The 18,397-nt window shown below is 48.6% G+C and carries 18 protein-coding genes and 2 pseudogenes; 1 reads left to right on the top strand and 19 read right to left on the bottom strand.

Annotation, left to right across the window (positions count from 1 at the left end):
* The 14 genes from trpE to mtrB all read right to left on the bottom strand — a co-directional run bounded on the left by trpE (window position 1) and on the right by mtrB (window position 12,109).
* A complete protein-coding gene (gene trpE / locus ASL14_RS23910; RefSeq protein ID WP_134913875.1) occupies window positions 1-1,551 on the bottom strand; it encodes an anthranilate synthase component I in 1,551 nt (516 codons plus the stop codon).
* A gap of 378 nt (window positions 1,552-1,929) precedes the next feature.
* Complete coding sequence (gene aroH / locus ASL14_RS23905) at window positions 1,930-2,304, bottom strand: chorismate mutase (protein ID WP_134913873.1); 375 nt, start codon at window positions 2,302-2,304, stop codon at window positions 1,930-1,932.
* A gap of 2 nt (window positions 2,305-2,306) precedes the next feature.
* Window positions 2,307-3,401, bottom strand: coding sequence for a 3-dehydroquinate synthase (gene aroB / locus ASL14_RS23900; protein ID WP_134913871.1), 1,095 nt, complete (start codon window positions 3,399-3,401; stop codon window positions 2,307-2,309).
* Between the two features lies 1 nt (window position 3,402).
* Complete coding sequence (aroC, locus tag ASL14_RS23895) at window positions 3,403-4,572, bottom strand: chorismate synthase (RefSeq protein ID WP_134913869.1); 1,170 nt, start codon at window positions 4,570-4,572, stop codon at window positions 3,403-3,405.
* 229 nt (window positions 4,573-4,801) lie between these two features.
* The gene (locus ASL14_RS23890; protein WP_134913867.1) at window positions 4,802-5,602 is read right to left on the bottom strand and encodes a CheR family methyltransferase; all 801 of its coding nucleotides are present in this window, start codon (window positions 5,600-5,602) and stop codon (window positions 4,802-4,804) included.
* 30 nt (window positions 5,603-5,632) lie between these two features.
* Entirely contained in the window at window positions 5,633-6,076 is a 444-nt protein-coding gene (gene ndk, locus ASL14_RS23885) for a nucleoside-diphosphate kinase (protein WP_134913865.1), read from the bottom strand.
* A gap of 110 nt (window positions 6,077-6,186) precedes the next feature.
* On the bottom strand, window positions 6,187-7,161 hold the full coding sequence (locus tag ASL14_RS23880) for a polyprenyl synthetase family protein (RefSeq protein ID WP_134913863.1): 975 nt from the start codon (window positions 7,159-7,161) through the stop codon (window positions 6,187-6,189).
* The gene (locus ASL14_RS23875) at window positions 7,158-8,024 is read right to left on the bottom strand and encodes a menaquinone biosynthetic enzyme MqnA/MqnD family protein (protein WP_134913861.1); all 867 of its coding nucleotides are present in this window, start codon (window positions 8,022-8,024) and stop codon (window positions 7,158-7,160) included. The genes ASL14_RS23880 and ASL14_RS23875 overlap by 4 nt, the downstream gene beginning before the upstream one ends.
* Entirely contained in the window at window positions 7,981-8,643 is a 663-nt protein-coding gene (locus ASL14_RS23870; protein ID WP_134913859.1) for a UbiX family flavin prenyltransferase, read from the bottom strand. Before ASL14_RS23870 ends, ASL14_RS23875 begins: the two co-directional genes overlap by 44 nt.
* A complete protein-coding gene (locus ASL14_RS23865) occupies window positions 8,640-9,515 on the bottom strand; it encodes a UbiA-like polyprenyltransferase (RefSeq protein WP_134913857.1) in 876 nt (291 codons plus the stop codon). Before ASL14_RS23865 ends, ASL14_RS23870 begins: the two co-directional genes overlap by 4 nt.
* Entirely contained in the window at window positions 9,508-10,236 is a 729-nt protein-coding gene (locus ASL14_RS23860; protein ID WP_134913855.1) for a demethylmenaquinone methyltransferase, read from the bottom strand. Before ASL14_RS23860 ends, ASL14_RS23865 begins: the two co-directional genes overlap by 8 nt.
* 9 nt (window positions 10,237-10,245) lie before the next feature.
* Window positions 10,246-11,115 carry a heptaprenyl diphosphate synthase component 1 gene (locus ASL14_RS23855; protein WP_134913853.1) on the bottom strand — a complete coding sequence of 290 codons (870 nt, stop codon included), beginning with the start codon at window positions 11,113-11,115 and terminating at the stop codon, window positions 10,246-10,248.
* A gap of 116 nt (window positions 11,116-11,231) precedes the next feature.
* Window positions 11,232-11,783: a hypothetical protein gene (locus ASL14_RS23850; protein ID WP_134913850.1), complete on the bottom strand. Its 552-nt coding sequence runs from the start codon at window positions 11,781-11,783 to the stop codon at window positions 11,232-11,234.
* A 95-nt stretch (window positions 11,784-11,878) separates the two neighbouring features.
* Window positions 11,879-12,109: a trp RNA-binding attenuation protein MtrB gene (mtrB, locus tag ASL14_RS23845; RefSeq protein WP_134913849.1), complete on the bottom strand. Its 231-nt coding sequence runs from the start codon at window positions 12,107-12,109 to the stop codon at window positions 11,879-11,881.
* Window positions 12,110-12,265: 156 nt separating this feature from the next.
* Between mtrB and ASL14_RS27150 the strand changes: the two genes are divergently transcribed.
* A complete protein-coding gene (locus ASL14_RS27150) occupies window positions 12,266-12,439 on the top strand; it encodes a hypothetical protein (protein ID WP_189338202.1) in 174 nt (57 codons plus the stop codon).
* A gap of 70 nt (window positions 12,440-12,509) precedes the next feature.
* Here ASL14_RS27150 and ASL14_RS23840 read toward each other — a convergent pair.
* The 5 genes and pseudogenes from ASL14_RS23840 to spoIVA form a co-directional block, all read right to left on the bottom strand.
* Window positions 12,510-12,781 (bottom strand): annotated as a pseudogene (locus ASL14_RS23840) (HU family DNA-binding protein).
* A 256-nt stretch (window positions 12,782-13,037) separates the two neighbouring features.
* Window positions 13,038-14,023: pseudogene (locus ASL14_RS23835) on the bottom strand (ABC transporter permease).
* Window positions 14,020-15,537, bottom strand: a complete 1,518-nt coding sequence (locus ASL14_RS23830) for a sugar ABC transporter ATP-binding protein (protein ID WP_134913847.1) — start codon at window positions 15,535-15,537, stop codon at window positions 14,020-14,022. Before ASL14_RS23830 ends, ASL14_RS23835 begins: the two are co-directional and overlap by 4 nt.
* Window positions 15,538-15,604: 67 nt before the next feature.
* A complete protein-coding gene (locus ASL14_RS23825; RefSeq protein WP_134913845.1) occupies window positions 15,605-16,708 on the bottom strand; it encodes a sugar ABC transporter substrate-binding protein in 1,104 nt (367 codons plus the stop codon).
* Window positions 16,709-16,916: 208 nt separating this feature from the next.
* Window positions 16,917-18,395, bottom strand: coding sequence for a stage IV sporulation protein A (gene spoIVA, locus ASL14_RS23820; RefSeq protein WP_044646785.1), 1,479 nt, complete (start codon window positions 18,393-18,395; stop codon window positions 16,917-16,919).
* Window positions 18,396-18,397: the final 2 nt, after the last annotated feature.

Below are 18,397 nucleotides of genomic sequence, written 5' to 3'. Positions count from 1 at the left end.
TTACGGAGTGTACAAATAATCCTGGTTGATGACGCTGTTGTAGGGCTGTACCGTCGCCGGGAACATCGCTTCAGCCGTGCGGATCGCTTTCAGCATCGCCTTGGCCTTGTTCACCGTCTCCTGATACTCGCTTTCCGGAACCGAGTCCCACACAATCCCTGCACCCGCCTGAACATAGGCCCGGTTCTTTTTAAACACAATCGTACGAATCGTAATGCAAGTATCCATATTGCCCGAGAAGCCCAAATATCCGATGGCTCCTGCATACGGACCGCGCGCTTCCCGCTCCAGCTCGGCAATAATCTCCATCGCCCGCAGCTTCGGAGCCCCCGATACCGTGCCCGCTGGCAGGCAGGACAGGAACGCATCGAAAAAATCTTTATCTTCGCGCAGCTTACCCGATACATTGGATACAATGTGCATCACGTGGGAATAGCGTTCAATTTCCATAAACGTATCGCATTTGACCGTACCGAACTGAGATACACGTCCCAGATCATTTCTTCCCAAATCGACCAGCATCAGATGCTCGGCACGTTCTTTTTCATCCTTCAGCAGCTCTTCGGCGAGCGCTATATCTTCTGTTTCCGTCACGCCACGCGGCCTCGTTCCGGCAATAGGACGGGTTTCCACCCGACCGTTTTCCACCTTGACGAGCGCCTCCGGCGAAGTGCCCACGATGATCTCGTCATCCATTTTCAAATAATACATATACGGAGACGGGTTCATCGTGCGCAGCACGCGGTATACCTGTAAAGGAGAGGCATCTGTATCAATGTGAAAGCGCTGGGATAGCACGACTTGAAAAATATCGCCTGAACGGATATATTCCTTTGCCTGCTCCACGTTTGAAATAAACTGCTCCTTCGTCACATTCGATTGAATCTCACCCAGCTCCACATCATCAGGAATCGAGGCTGCTCCCAATGTCTCTGGCGGTGTCTGCTTACGCAGGTACTGCGCCGTTGCTTCCAGCTTGCGTTCCACCTCGGCATAAGCAGCGCGGATGTCCTCATCACTGTAGCCTTCGCCTACATGAACATTGCCGACCAGCAAAATTTGCTGTTTCACGTGGTCAAAGACGATAACTTGATCACAGAACATAAAACGAATATCATCCATATTCAAATCATCTACTGAATGCTCTGGCAGTTTTTCATAGTATTGCAGCAAATCATATCCAAAAAATCCGATGGCCCCGCCTGTAAATGGAGGCATCTCTTTCAGCTTCGGGCTACGGTACTTGCGAAGCAACGCCTTGAGCGCTTCAAGCGGCTTGTCGTTTAATATTTGTCGCTTACCATGCTGTTCCAGGATTAAACGGCCTTTTTTGCCGGAAACCATCAGGAACGGGTCGGTCCCGATGAATGAATGTCGCGCCCATTGCTCGCCTCCCTCTACACTCTCCAGCAGAAAGGCCCGGTCCCGCTCAGCATACCGACGGAAAATCCGAATTGGCGTCTCCATATCGGCCAGCACTTTTTTGTACACAGGAATCAGGTTAAATTCATTCGCCATCGTTATCACTTGCTCCACATGCGGCGTTAACATGAGATCACTTCCTTTCCAAATTGGCGCAGAACCCAAAGGAGAGAACATAAAAAAGCCTCCACCCGGAAGGTAGAGGCTGTCAGTTATTGAAATTATAAGAATGCTACCATATACAAAATGACTACAGCAAATATACAAAGTATACACTCATCCCTTTGTATAACCTGGGTTACTTCAAATAAGCACTTCCCCCAGAAACATTCTCCGTGGACAAAGGCTTACCCGCTACCGCTGGTCTCTGTAATCTTCATATGGAATTGGCTCAACTGCACTCTTCTCATCTCAACTCTGGCTCTGGCTAACTCTACTCAACTCTGCTACACACACTATATCTCATACGATGTTACTTTGGCAACCATCAACTTTAAAAACAGGCGATTACTTCCCTTGGGAAGCCAAATCCGGTCTTAGCGCCTGCGCTCCGTTCAAATAAACATGTTTGATTTCCCGCTGTGTTTTAACGGTATTCACCTGTACCATCAAACGGATGCATTTTGGCAAGCTGCCCTCTACGGGAATTTCCAACGAACACATAAGCGGAACCATATCCCAACCGTCTAGCTGGCGGATCGCCTTCGCCGGGAAAGTAGCATTCAGATCGTGGGTCACCGTAATCCATACGTTGCTAATATCCTCCGGCTGCACTTCATTGTAGGACACAATTTCCTCCAACAGAAGACATGTGGCTTCCAAAATTTCGTTTTCTTCATTGTTCGCTACGGTCGTCGCCCCACGAATTCCACGATTGTACATCGTTACGCCTCCTCTTTTAGCTGTTCAATTACTTGTCGGATGTAAGAGACGGAAATATCCTTCACTACCTCCACGCGCCCGATGCTGCGTGGGACGACAAAAGTAATACTGCCTTCCTTAAACTTTTTGTCATGCATCATAGCATCCAGCAGACGATCCGTTTCGAGATGAGCGGGAAGAGAGGTCGGTAGACGAAGCGAAGCCAGCATATCCCTTGTTTCTGTTACCAATGAAGGATCTGCCCCCAGCTTCACACCCAGAAGTGCAGAACCGACCATACCAATAGAAATCGCTTCCCCGTGTAAAAACTCACCATACCCCGCAATCGCCTCTATTGCATGACCAATAGTGTGACCGAGGTTTAGAATAGCACGTAAATCGTTTTCACGTTCATCGCGCGACACCACTTCGGCTTTCACGGAGCATCCCTTTTCCAGACCGTACTCCAGAGCTGCCGCATCCAAAGCCAGCAAGTCAGCCGCATAATCGCGGCACCAGTGAGCAAAATCAGCATCCCAGATCAATCCATGTTTGATCATTTCAGCCAGCCCGGCGGATACCTCGCGCGGAGGTAATGTAGACAACGTATCCACGTCATACAATACCAATTCCGGCTGATGGAAAGCTCCAATCATATTTTTAGCCAAAGGATGATTGATGCCGACCTTGCCGCCCACGCTGCTGTCATGCGCAAGGATTGTAGTTGGAATCTGTACGAACTTGACGCCTCTCATAAAAGAAGCCGCCACAAATCCGGCCAGATCACCCACTACGCCACCGCCAAGTGCGATAACGGCTGAATTGCGATCCAAACCGCCCTCGATAGCTGCTGTAATCACCTGCTCATACACAGCAAGCGATTTGGACTTTTCACCCGGCTTGACGACGATGGAAACCGTCTTGTACCCTGCTGCCTGAAGGTTGCTCTCCAGTGTCGCCAAATAAAAAGCTGCTACATTTTCATCAGAGACAATCAACAATGGACTTTTTTGCGCAATTCCTCGTTCGCTCAACAACGCTCCTGCCCGATGTAACAGTCCACGTTCGATATGAATGGGATAGGAACGTTCCCCAAGTTGTACCGTCAGCGTACTCATTTTAGTACCGTCCCAGTTGTTCTTCGTAGGATGCAATGTTCGCACGGATCTCTTCAATGGAATCCCCGCCGAATTTTTCAAGCAAAGCCTTCGCAATCTCCCAGGCTACGACATGCTCCATGACTACGCTTGCCGCTGGTACAGCACACGCATCCGAACGCTCAACCTGAGCGGTGAACGCTTCCTTCGTATCAATATCCACGCTTTGCAGCGGCTTATACAGCGTCGGGATCGGCTTCATCACGCCACGAACCACGACAGGCATTCCGTTGGTCATCCCACCCTCGAAACCGCCCAAACGATTGGTACGGCGGTGATATCCACGTTCGTCATCATGCAGGATCTCATCATGCACCTGCGAACCGCGCAGCTCTCCAGCTTCAAAGCCGATACCGATTTCCACGCCTTTGAACGCATTAATGGACATGACTCCTTGGGCAATGCGTGCATCCAGCTTCCGATCATACTGAACATGACTGCCCAGACCGATTGGAACACCTTCCACGATACATTCCACTACACCACCAACCGAATCGCCTTCTTGCTTGATAAGGTCAATGTAGGCTTCCATTTTCTTTTCGGTTTCCGGATCGGTTACTCTCACTGAAGAAGCTTCTGTCACGGCAATCAGCTCGTCAATCGGCAATTCGCGGTGAGGTGCCTCGATTTCTCCAATGCGGATAACCTGACCAGCCACCTTAATTCCGAACTCTGCCAGCAATTGACGGGCCAAACCGCCGCAGGCAACACGAATTGCCGTCTCACGGGCACTGGAACGTTCCAGCACGTTGCGCAGATCCTTCAGATTGTATTTCAATCCGCCGTTCAGATCTGCATGACCCGGACGCGGACGGTGAACCCGGCGCTTTTCCTCGTCACTGCCTTCGATAGGCTCAATATTCATAATGTTCTGCCAATGCTTCCAATCGTTGTTTTCCACAATCAGGGCAATCGGCGCACCTGTGGTATACCCGTGACGAACGCCTCCGGCAATGTTGGCCGTATCCTTTTCAATCTGCATACGCCGTCCCCGTCCATACCCCTTCTGACGACGGTGTAGCTGAAAATTCAATTCTTCAAAATCCAATTTTAAATTGCTCGGCATGCCCTCTACAATCGCAGTAAGCTGGGGACCATGCGTTTCCCCCGCGGTTAAGTAACGTAAACTCATGACGCGTTCCCCCTTTAAACTGTTAAACTGTGCATCGCTAAAACCTTTAACTGTGCTTCATTATAGTATACGCACCTTTCTTTGACAAGAAAAGCCACGAGAGTGCAGATAAACAAAAAAACACGCCCTTTGGTCAAAGCCAAAGGACGTGCGCTCCTGATAAGCCAATAGCCAACGTATCCATTGTTAGAACTCAACGAGCTACGAACAATGGGCTGTATGTCCGGGCTTATGCTTTTTTACGATAAAAAAAGGTTTCCGTCGATTCCAGACCATATTGGTTTGGAGAAAAAATTTGCTCTGTACTGCCGACAAACAGCACGCCGCCGGGACGAAGACTGGCTGCAAACTTCTGGTACAGCTTATGCTTGGCCTCTTCCGTAAAATAAATCATGACATTACGGCAGATAATGAGATCGTAGCCGTCCTCAAACCGATCCAGCAGCAAATTTTGCTTTTGAAATTTCACAGCCTGCTTCAAACGATCATCAATTCGATACATCGCACCATCCGGCTTGAAATACTTACTAGCTACCTGTTCAGGCACATCCTTGAGCGAACGCTCCAAATATCTGCCTTCCTTGGCTTTAGCCAGTGCGCCGTCATCAATGTCAGAGGCCGTAATGGAGCAATTCCCCAAAATTCCCTTGCCGTCCAGTACCATAGCCAAGCTGTACGGCTCCTCACCAGTCGAGCAGGCCGCACTCCACAGCTTGAGCTTCTGCTTGCCTACAAGCAGCTGTGGCAAAATCGTATCCCGCAGCACTTCCCACCGATTGGGATTACGCCAAAACTCTGAAACATTGATCGTCATCCGATCCAAAAATTCATAGAACAGGGGCTTTTCTTTCATCATGGCATCATAAAAAGAAACAAAACTGGGAAACCCGTTTTTGTTGCGAAGCGTCGTTAACCGCCTTTTCATCTGTGCTTCCTTGTATTGTGCAAGATCAATACCTGTGCTGTCCTTGATTTTGCGGATAAACGCTGTGTAATCGGGGTCCGTCTGACCCAGTTCCATATCCGTCATGCTACCATCCTTCTTCATACGAGATTATACTTACACCCAGGTCGCCACACTTTTTTCGTACCGAACCGATTCCTCCGGCGTGAAAAAATTCGCAATCTCGCGCTCCGCGCTCTCCGGTGAATCTGAACCGTGAATGAGGTTAAACGGTGTATGTGCAGCAAAGTCTCCCCGGATCGTGCCCGGAAGAGCCTCTGTCACTTGTGTTTTACCAATCAACAGGCGAGACAGGGTAACGATGTTATCCCCTTCCCAAACCATGGCGAATACAGGACCAGAAGTGATAAAGCCTACAAGCTCTTCAAAAAAAGGCTTGCCCACATGCTCCGCATAATGCCGTTCCGCCTGTTCTTTAGATACCTGCACAAGTTTGCCAGCCGTCATTTTGAAGCCTTTGTCCTCCAAACGACTAATAATACGTCCAATTAGTCCACGTTGTACTCCATCCGGTTTAACCATCAAAAACGTACGATCCATCGGCTCACTCCCAATCCAATCTAATGTATTTATACAGTACTAAACTGTATTGTAACAGAAAGCTTGGAAACGGTTAAAGTATTTTGTCATAGCAAACCCAAAACACAACTTTAGTAGGAGCGGCGGGTCACAAAATGAGCAATATCGCGCAGCGTCTTTTTCGTTTTGACATCTGGTAGTAAGTCCAGCGCGTGTAGCGCTTTTTTAATATATCGGTCGGCGAGAATTTCCGCTTTAGCGATTCCTTCACTTTTTTTAATTATATCCACCGCTTTGCGTGCATCTCCCTGCCCGTCCCCGGCCTGAATACGACCGATTTCAGCCAATAGATCGTCGCGCAGCTCAGGCTGTCCAAGCGCATAAATGACCGGAAGCGTAATGTTTCCCTGTCTCATATCACTGCCTGGCGGTTTGCCAATCTTTTTTTCCGTGCCACACAGATCGAGCAAATCGTCCTGAATTTGAAAAGCCATACCCACATTGTAGCCATAAGTATACAACAGGGAATTCACTCTTTCCCGCGCACCCGCAGCCATAGCTCCCAATTGGCAGCTGACCGCAATCAACAATGCCGTTTTGCGACGTATGCGAAGCAAGTAATTACGTACACTCTGATCGACATTAAAAAAATCGCGGATTTGTTCCATTTCACCGATGGACATTTGCACCAGCGCCTTGGACAATACCCGGTGAATGTCCGGATTCGGCAGTCCTGCGGCTATCGAAAGCGCACGTGCATATATGTAGTCTCCGGTGTACATGGCCACCCGATTGTCCCATTTGGACTTCACAGTTGGCTGGCCACGCCTCATCTCCGCATCGTCAATCACATCGTCGTGAACGAGGGAAGCAGAATGAATAAGTTCCAGCGGTACTGCTATGCATTTGAGCTTGTCCAGATCGTATTCCCCAAACTTGCCTCCCAGCAGCACAAAGACCGGCCGCAAACGCTTGCCTCCCGCCTTGAGCAAATGAAGCGACGTATCATTAATCAACGGCTCCGTGCTGTCGATGCTGCGGTACAGCTCTTCTTCTATGAAGTTCATATCCTTCTTTAATAAACCGAACAATTCCAATCGTTTCATTCTTTCACCCGTGTCAGCGTATTGTCACTCCAGAGAAGCGGCTTCACTCGTCGGTCAAGCAGCCCCAGTTCATGTGCGTACTGAAAATAAAGCTCTAAGCCCTTTTGTTCCTTCTCTCCAAAATCATAACACAGATTAGTAAAGTAGCGCTCCCAATAATCCCGCAGGCCCCCAATTTCCTTGCAGGCTTCAGAAATAACAGACGTCAGATCAGACAGACTGCGCTGCTTGCTTACACGAAAGGCATCTGCTACTTCAGCCACGGCATCAGGATTCTGTGTAGCAAAAGGACGGCGCACTGCCCATACGGCAAAGGTCATGCTGTACCCTGTCCAGCGTTTCCACTCTTCTCCGAGATCGGTAACGTACAGGCCATCACGCCGCCAGGATGCCTTGATCGCGTGATCTCCAATCAGCAGCCCTGCATCCGCCTGCCCCAGCATCAAATCCAGATCCGGCTCGCAGTCGAAATAGGAAGGTTGGCCTTCCCACGCCTTCTCCATTAAAATTTTTAACAAATTCACGGATGTAGCAGACGTATTCGTCAACGCAATCGTTCCGTTTTTGATTTCATCCAGCGGTTTGCGTGAGAACAGCAAAATGGATTGCACAGGACCGTCCGCACTGACAGACAGATCCGGCAACAGCAGCATATCCTCGGCACCGGATGCATAAGCAAAGGAGGACATCGCGCTGATATCCAAATCTCCTTTCAGCATGCTTCGGTTCAATTCAGCCGGGACTCTAGAAACCAGCTCCGCCGGATGGAAAAGCTGTGAAGGATTAAAATAATGAAAAATGGGCCAAGCGTTAGTATATTTAATTTTTCCGATTGTGATTGTCTTGGTGTCTGGTGTCGGCATCGGAATCCCCCCATCTCGTAAACAGTTGATGTTCGATACGCAAGCTGTCCAAAACTTTGCCTACGAGGAACAGTACGATATCATCCAGCGTCTTAGGATGAAAGTAAAAAGCCGGCATAGCCGGAATCATTTTGACCCCGAGCCTTGCAAGCTTAAGCATATTTTCCAAATGAATGGCATGTAGCGGCGTCTCACGAGGCACCAGAATGAGCGGACGGCCTTCCTTCATCATCACGTCTGCTGCTCGCGCCATGAGATTATCGGACGAGCCGTGCGCCACTGCGGACAACGTTCCCATCGAGCAGGGCATGATAACCATCGCGTCCACCAGATAGGAGCCACTCGCAATCGAAGCGCCAATATCCGTGAACGGATGGTATACAAGAGAACCGGGACGGCCCCCGAATTTGTCATTCAGAGCCCCCTCCCGGTCAGTTACGTTCCAGCCTAATTCCTCTTTCAGTACCCGCCAGCCGGCGTTGGAAACAATCAGGTGAACTGTGTACTGCAAATCCAGCAGTGTTTCTACCAGCCGTACTCCATAAATGCTTCCGCTCGCGCCTGTAATGCCAATAACGATTCGTTTGCCTTGATGGTTGCTCACCTGATTATGATTCATAAGTATTGACGCACCACCAAATCAATCAGTGTAAAAGCAAATACGACCATGCTTAGTACACCGTTCATCGTAAAGAACGCCGTCTGCAAACGACTCAGGTCCTTCGGAGATACGATATAGTGCTCATAGAATAAGATAATGTACGAAAAAATCATGCCCGCCAGATACCACCAGCTTAAATCTGTAATAAAGAACAGCACAATAAATCCGATCGCCGTAATGACATGGAATGCCCGAGCCATATTAAGGGCACCCGACACACCAAAGCGGGCAGGAATGGAATAAACGCCCTCGTTCTGATCAAAATCAATATCCTGACAAGCATATATAATGTCAAAGCCAGCCGTCCAAAATGCAATCGTGAGATATAATACGATAGCGATTAAATCGATTTGTCCCGTCACTGCGACCCACGCGCCCAGCGGCGCCAATCCGATTGTCAGACCGAGTACGATATGACAAAGCCAAGTAAAACGCTTGGTATAAGAGTAAAAAACAAGCATAAAAAAGGCCAGCGGGAACAGCTTGAACGCCAGCGGACTTAACTTGAACGATGCCCAGAACAACAGTACCAAACTGACGATGATGAAAATCACAACTTCGCTCGACTTGAGCAGCCCCGCCGGAATGGCACGCCCTGCCGTACGCGGATTTTTCCCGTCAATTACACGGTCAATCATGCGATTGAAGCCAAAAGCAGCGCTACGTGCGCCGACCATAGCCAGCAAGATCCATCCGATCTGTGACCATGAAGGAAGTGTGCCTGTCACGACAACTGACCCTAATACAGCCCCCATAAATGCAAATGGGAGCGCAAATAACGTATGTTCAATTTTAATCATTTCCAAAAAAATAGCAATTTTCTTAAACATGCTGACTCTCCTTGATTCCAATATGCAATGCCGCAATGCCTCCAGTGAGAGAATGAGCCTGTACATCCTTTAGTCCGACTTCACAGAAGATGCCAGCCAGCTCATCCCTTCCCGGAAAAAGCGCCAACGAATCAGGGAGCCATTTGTATTGCTCATAACGTTTGGCGAACAATTTGCCGAGCATGGGCAAGATGTGTTTAAAGTATGAATAGTAAATCCCCTTGAACGGCTGCCATGTAGGCTTGGACAATTCCAGACATACGACCTGCCCGCCCGGTTTGACGACACGCTGCATTTCCTCTAAAACGCGGCGCAGATCAGGCACATTACGCAGACCAAAGCCAATCGTTGCGTAGTCAAAAAAATTGTCTTCAAAAGGGAGTTCCATCGCGTTACCCTGAACAAGCGTGATTTGCTTTTCACGGGCTTCCGATGCAATCTTGCGTTCGCCTACATTCAGCATGTTCTGGCTAAAATCCAGCCCTACGATGTGACCACTTTCACTTGCACGCGCCATCGCGAGCGTCCAGTCACATGTACCACAGCATAGGTCGATTGCCGTATCCCCATGGTGCATATTCATTTTTTTCATCGTAAATTTACGCCAAGCCTTATGTCTGCGAAAGCTCAGTATATCGTTCATCAAGTCGTATTTACCTGCGATGCTTTCAAACACGCCGTGAACGAATTGCTCTTTCGGCTTGGTGTCGCTTGATCCCATGACGTTCACCTAACCTTCCCTCACAACCGGGTGTGGACTATTCAGCAGCTTCAGGAAAGGCTCCAGCATGCGTTCGAATTCCTCAATCCCCGTATTTTGATCATCTGACAGGATCTGCCGGATGTGTGTAATAGCCGTGCGGAGCTTGTCCAGTACCGCATCCTCGGCCTTGTACTTCAGAACAAGCTTGCGCCATGCATCCGCGTCTGGACTATTCTCTGAGAGCAGCTCCCGTTCGTTCTGGTCACCTTTACCGTAAACATGCCAGAACATATATCCGAAACGGGATTTGTCCGGTTCTGCACGCTTGTCCCATTCCTCTGCCAACGTATCACAGAGGGCAAATTCGTTGAGAAGCTGCTCCCAAACTTCCCGATCCTGTTCTGCCACAAGTGAAGTAAAGGATAGAAAAAGCTCCTTTTTAAAACGAACCATATGAGTTAAATACTGTGCCGCATTCAGACGGAAATGCTTCATCTCCCAATACAGGCTCATTTTACCTGCATTCACTTCACACACCGCATCACTCAGCTTCGAAATGGCTGTAATGCGACCTGCCAATGCGAGCAACTGATAAAAACGGCTGCTAAAATAGTCCCCGGCCAACACTTTAAGCTGTCTGGAACGCATTTCCTCCGGACTCCGTATGCCGGATACAGTATCAATCATATCATGCGTATCCAGCCCCATCTGCACGAGTGAGGTGACCAGTGCGTATAGTTCATCCTCGCTTGTATGTAGCTCCTGCGCATTCCGGTTCAAAAACATAAACAACAGGCGGGTACGGCTGTCAGGAAAAGCCGGCATTTCCGTATGTTGTTGAATCATGTCGTATTCCACATATTTCCTTGCTAATTGGGGTACGCGATACGGTTTCATCCTAAGCCTCCGAGCCATGACTTTCTGGTGTACTCAAATAATTGCAATGCCTTATATTATATCACAATTTAAAATGATTCGCGACTAAAGTAGTGTAGGTCCAATGACAGAAACACCTAATCTGTATATACACCGTTAAACCTGCTTTGCCACATTGGAGTTACCGTAATACGGAAGCGGACTTTCAGTTCCTCCGGCAAGTCCGCACCTTCCCGGCTTCTCAACTGATCCAGCGCTTCACTCGTCCACTCGTTCCGGCGTATATCAGATGCCAGCAGCAGATGACGTTCTCCTGACCATTCGTCCTGCGTCACTACCCGAAGCAGTAATTGCCTTACATTCGTCGTTCCATAAAAACTAAAGGTGGTAATCTCTGCCATATTTTGATAGATTTCAAGCGGGGCGGTTTCTTCCTTGGACAGCTTTACATCCAGAGTCAGGACTGAATGTTCCCAGCTTACGCTGGCAATCGGTGTCGTCAAAGGAAGCTCATTCAGCGTATCCACCAGATTGTCATCGGTCAGCAGCACCCGCTGCTGCGACGATACCGTCGCCTGTGTCTCACGAACAGCAACGGTTCCAGAATCCAGCGCCTGTAAGGATGGCAGCAGTATAGCAGCGGCAGTGGTTATGAGAATTGAACCGCTTAGCACAATCCAAGGTTTCATTCAGAGCCCCCCTGACCCCTACCCTGTTATGGGTTATTACGGTAAAGGTCCTCACTCTCATTGTACAACAAAAAAAAGCAGGCTATGCCTGCATTTTAATCCTCCGTATCCACGACTCCGTGTTTGGTCATCACAACGGCCTTGCCGCGAATTTTAATAGCAGAGGTATGATCTGTAAATTGAACGATCAACACCTCACCCTTGTCCAATTTTTCTGAATGATGCAGGCGTGTATCCTGGCCTCTTGTCAGACCAAAAACCTGACATCCGTTGCTTTTTGCTTTAATCACAACGTAATCACTGTTACCCGTCACATTATCTTCCATATCCATTTCCCCCCTGAGAGCCAAAGCTATACTTTTATGATGGAGATTCGAGCTTGTTTTGTCAACTACATGCTTCGGACACAAACTGCAACAATTACCGCGTCCCGAGCCATACTATCCGTGCAGCCCCATCCGCTAACGAAAGGAGCGAATCTGATGAAAAACTATCGTCCCGCTAATCTGAGTCCTGCCCAAGTAGAGCGGCTTCAGCAGCTTGAGCAAGAATTTGCTGAGCTGGCGGGTGAACCGCTGGTGCTGATCGCCTATGCTTCACGGAACGACAGAACCGCTTCCCCTGCTTCGTCCCGCATTGCATCTGCTATGGAATAACAGGACAAAAAGAAAAGGCCGTGAATCAAATTCACGGTCTTTTCAGCGCAATGGGAATATGTAAGAAATCTTATTTAATTCCGTCCTTGAGCGCTTTACCCGGTTTAAATGCCGGAATTTTGCTCGCAGGGATTTCGATTTCTTCTCCTGTTTGCGGGTTACGTCCTTTACGTGCGGAACGTTCACGAACCTCAAAGTTCCCGAAACCTACCAGTTGCACCTTGTCTCCACTTTGCAGCGCTCCGGAGATCGCTTCGAATACAGCGTCAACGGCTTTAGTTACGTCTTTTTGGACAATTCAGTGCTTTCGGAAACCTGATTGATCAAATCCGTTTTATTCATAATATTCACCTCCCAATTCAAGTGTAGTCCAGCATTAAGGTTATCGGTGTTGTAGAACCGATATGAAGTCGCCTGTATAAATAACCCGGGCGGCATATGCCTTCCATAATGTTATCATCTGTTTCCGTTTCGCCGTTAAATATACATAGAATATACCTAACCTCCGCAATATAGAGACAATATCGCCGAAACTGGCGTTTTATGGCACCCTTCTTGCGTGGAACAAGGTTTATAGTAATACAGTCCACAGACAATTTCAAGTACGGCGACGGTTTAGCACATAAAAAGTGACGGCCAGCGCGAGCACCAGCACAATTCCTTTGACGATATCATGAGCAAAATACTGCACATTCATCATAGTCAGACCGTTCACCAATACCCCGATCAAAACCGCACCGATAAATGTACCGATGACATTCGGTTTCCCCGCTCCAAAACCGAAAAGCCGACAAAAACTGCCGCCACCGCCTCCATCAGCAAGGGAGAACCCGCATCAATTTGGCCCGATCCTACTCGCGAAGCATACAAAATACCGGCAATGGCTGCAAATACGCCTGAAGCGACGTAGGCCAGTGTACGAACTTTTTTTACCCGTACGCCCGACAAACGAGCAGCTTCCTCATTCCCTCCGGTCACATACATTTGACGCCCATGCTTTGTGTAAGTTAAGAAAATATGCACCGCCGCTACCGCCAGTAGAAGCAATATAACCGAAATCGGGATCCCCAACCATTTGCCTTGTCCCAAAATAAGAAAAGCAGGAGATATTTCCCCTGGCGCCTTGCTGCCATCAGGAAACTGCATATGATTATAAATGGTGTAGCCTTGAGCGTACGTTTTATGAATCCCGCTTACAATATACATCATTGCAAGGGTTGCCAGCAAATCGGGAATACGAAGCTTTACGATCAGTAATGAGTTCAGTAGTCCCACGACTGCACCGACAACCAGAGATACAATAATGACCACCGCAACGGGCTGCTCATACCAGACCATCAGCGAAGCTGAAACAATGGTAGTCAGAGATACCGTAGCACCGACGGAAAGATCAAAACCGTCCACGATGAGAGACAATGTCACACCAATTGCGACAAAAGTCACAATCGCAATAGAGCCAAGAATGTCCATCAAATTGTCGTACGTCCAGAAATAGGGCAATGTGGCTGAAAAAAACGCCAACACACCCATAATTACGACTACAGCCCCATAACGAAATGAGACGTTTAACCATTTTTCCTTCATGAATGCACCTCTTCACCGCCGCTGGCATACAACAGAAGCTCTTCCTGCTCCACTTCGCCCCGCGCAAATTCCTTTATTATTTTTCCGTCATACATCACTGCAATTCGATCACCAATGCCGATACCCTCAGCAAATTCACAGGTTAAATAGATGACCGCTTTTCCCTGAGCAGCCAATTCACCAATGATACGGAAAATATCACTTTTCGCCCCGATATCCACACCCTTGGTCGGCTCGTCAAAAACAAACACATCTGCCCCGGAATGCAACCATTTACCTATCGCAACCTTTTGCTGATTCCCGCCACTCAAATATTTAACATTCTGACGCAGAGATGGCGTCTTAATGCCAAGGGAAGCAACGACTTCGCTACCGTTCGTACGTTCTTTGCGACGACTGATAAAACCAAGTACACTCAACTTGCCTAATAGCGGAAGACTAAGGTTTCGTTCTACCGTCTCTTCGATGAATACACCTTGCTTGCGCCGTTCCTCAGGTATGGACACAATCCCCTGAACTATCGCGTCCGCAGGCTCTCTCAGACGAATGGAACGGCCTTTGAAGACCAGTTTCCCCTTATCGGGCTTATCCGCGCCTGTAAGAAGCCGGGACAGCTCCGTTTTGCCCGCACCGACCAAACCTACGATAGACAAGATTTCCCCGCGTCTGACCTCCAAATCGACACCGTGAACACGTAATCCCTTGTGAAGCCCTTTGGCTTCCAGCACCGTTTCACCGATAGGAGCATCTGTTTTCGGAAATTCTTCCTCAAATGTTTTACCAAGCATATAGGTAACGATGTCGCCTACATTTAAATCGGAGGATGCACCGGTGAACACTCGCTCTCCATCACGCATCACCGTAACGCGGTCGCTGTGTTCAATGACCTCTGGCAATCGGTGGGTGATAAGAATACATGCAACGCCCTCTGCCTTGAGCGTATGAATAGTGCGGAACAAACGCCGCGTTTCTTCTTCACTGAGTGGCGCTGTAGGCTCATCGAAGATGATCGTATTCGCTTGCTGAGTCAAAATACGTGCAATAAGCACAAGCTGCTTTTCTGCCAACGTCAACTCAGATACGTATTGCCTTACGTCAATATCTGCCTCCAGCCGTTTCAACGCCTCGCGCGCACGTTTGCGCATGGAACCCGGCGCAGCCCACCAGCGTCCTTCAGGTGCAGACAAATCATCCAGGACAATGTTCTCCGCAACGCTCAGTTGCGGCACAAGCGCTGAATCAATTTCCTGATAGACACAGTGAATTCCCGCTCTCTTCGCCTCCCACGGCGAACCAATGCTCAGTTCCTTGCCTCCTGCAACAATGCTCCCCTGATCGGAACGATACGCGCCGGATAAAATTTTCATCAGTGTACTTTTACCTGCTCCGTTTGCGCCCAGCAGAGCGTGAATTTCGCCGCCATGCACCGTAAAATCCACGGACCGTAGCGCATCCACACCAGCAAACTGTTTGCTGATTTTCTTCATTTCCAGTGTATACACTTGTGAACTCATGGTACCTCCCTCACGCCTGCTTATGATAAAAGCGCGCCGAAGCGCGCCTTGTGCTTTATCTTAAAGTTTATTTGGCCGTTTCATATTCTTTCATCCAATCCTTGTAGCCTTGCTCGCTTTGGCCCCATCCCTTTACATATTGAGACAGCTCGGATGTGGAAATTTGCTTATCTGGCAATGCTTCACGCTGCACGTATACCGCCTTCAGTACCACTTGCTCCTCCGGGTTATCCCCGTGCAGCTTCTGGTATGCATAGCGAACTTGTACACGTCCGATATCTGTCGGATCTACAGCCGCCGAAGCTACCCAAGGATTTTTCGGGTCCTGAATCATTTGCAGATCCTCGTCACTCATATCAATGCCGTAGACTTTAATTTCCGTGCGTCCAGCTTGCTGGATGGCGCGTGCTGCCCCTTTAGCAAATTCATCCCAAGCAGTCCAGACCGCTGTAATTTCACCCTTAGGATATTGTTTCAACACAGCTTCCATTTTGGCTTGTGTGTCCAAAGCCGGATTCTGAGCTGAGCCAAAAGTTGCAATTTCTTTAATATCCGGATTGGCTTTTAAGAACTTATCGTAAGCAACCTGACGACGCTCCATCGGTGCAAACCCAGCAACCCACACTTTTACAATGTTACCTTTGCCGCCGATATCCTTTTTCATTTGCTCCAGCGTCAGCTCAGCCATGCTTTGGTCATCCTGTGAAAGCACGACAGCCCCCGGAACGTTGACCGCAGCATCGAAGACGATAACCGGGATATTGCGGGAAACCGCTTTTTTCAACCCTGTTTCCAGTAACGCATCACCATGATCTGTCAAAATGACATCAAACTGCTGGTTAATCGCGCTATCAAGCAAGGAGGCCATTTTTGCCTTGTCGTTGTCTGCTACAAACTTGGTCAGTGTGCCTCCAAATTTCTTAACTTCCTCTTCCACGCCCTGAACATACTGCTGAGAGAACGTGCCTGTGTTAAACTCCATAATTAATGCAACCCGTTTGCCTTTTAAATTTAAGCTGTCTGTTTTGGCATCTGTTGTGTTCGAGCCTGTACTGCTTGTCCCTTGAGCACCGCTCTCTGTTTTCGGCGCGCCACATGCAGTGACCAGCAAAACCAGCACCAGCAGCATCATAGCTCCTAGTCCTAGCTTCTTGTTTTTTTGGATATTCATGTTTCGTTTCCCCCTCGTTCATTCAACAAAATGATTCAAATTTGATACTTAATATATCGCGTTAAACCAAGTATGTAAATAGGTTTTATGAATATAAAATATTTTCCGATCTCTTATGACAAAATACGACAATTACATATCAAAATAACGCAAAGAGCGGTTAGCTCTCTGCGTTATTGTTTCTTACACGATTTTTATTTACTTACACTTAAAGAATGATGGCAATCAGACCGCCTGAGCCTTCGTTAATAATGCGGCCCAACGTTTCCTGAAGCTTGTAGCGTGCATTGTCCGGCATCATGGCGATTTTGCCCTGAATGCCTTCCCGTACAATGGAATGCAGAGAACGTCCGAAAATGTCTGACTCCCAAATTTTGATTGGATCATTCTCAAAATCCTGCATCAGATAGCGCATAAGCTCCTCACTTTGCTTCTCTGTTCCGATAATCGGAGCAAATTCCGATTCCACATCGACACGGATCATGTGTATGGAAGGTGCTGTTGCCTTGAGCCGCACACCAAACCTTGTACCCTGACGAATCAACTGCGGATCGTCTAGTGCCATCTCGGACAACGACGGCGCAGCAATGCCATATCCCGTTGTCTTGACCATTTCCAGCGCCTCGGCGAAGCGGTCATACTCCCGTTTGGCATGGGCAAAATCCTGCATCATTTGCAGCAAATGATCCTTGCCGCGAATCTCTACCCCGACCACCTCAACCAAAATCTGATCGTACAGCTCATCCGGTGCGAACAGATCAATTTCCGCCACACCCTGACCCATATTCATCCCGCTCAGACCGGCCCTGTCGATGAATTCATACTCCATAAACTGGCCGACCACCCGGTCTACATCACGCAGGCGTCGAATGTCTTTTACCGTATCGCGGACGGAATTCTCATAATTGCTGCGCAGCCAGTGATCTTCATTCAGCACCATAACCCAGCTCGGCAAATTCACATTCACCTCATGCACCGGGAATTCATATAATACTTCACGAAGCACGCCTGTAACATCATCTTCTGTCATCGTAGCCGCACTGAGCGTCATGACAGGAATATCATACTTGGCCGCCAACTCACTGCGAAGTTGAAGTGTTTCATCGCTGCGCGGATGCGTGGAATTGATGACCAGCACAAACGGCTTGCCTACTTCTTTCAACTCCTCAATGACTCGCTCTTCCGACTCTACATAAGAGCTACGCGGGATTTCCGCAATCGTGCCGTCTGTCGTAACGACAACACCGAGCGTCGAATGCTCCTGAATGACCTTGCGCGTGCCAATCTCCGCCGCTTCCTGAAACGGAATCGGTTCTTCAAACCATGGCGTGGAGATCATCCGTGGGCCATTTTCATCCTCGTACCCCTTCGCACCCTCTACTGCGTATCCTACACAGTCGACCAGACGGACATTCACATCCAGTCCTTCCGTTACTTTGATCTGGACAGCATTATTCGGTACGAATTTAGGCTCCGTCGTCATGATTGTTTTCCCTGCCGCACTTTGTGGCAGCTCATCTACGGCGCGGGCACGGTCCGCCTCACTTGTGATGTTCGGCAGAACAATTGTCTCCATAAACCGCTTGATAAAAGTTGATTTACCTGTTCGGACTGCGCCGACGACCCCTAGATAAATATCTCCTCCGGTGCGTTCGGCAATATCTTTAAAAATGTCCACTTTCTCCAATG

The sequence above is a fragment of the Paenibacillus sp. IHB B 3084 genome (assembly GCF_001447315.1).
In the GTDB taxonomy this organism is placed as follows: Bacteria; Bacillota; Bacilli; order Paenibacillales; family Paenibacillaceae; genus Paenibacillus.
The sequence above is the reverse complement of the archived record's forward strand: the minus strand, read 5'-3'. Positions and strand labels throughout refer to the sequence as shown.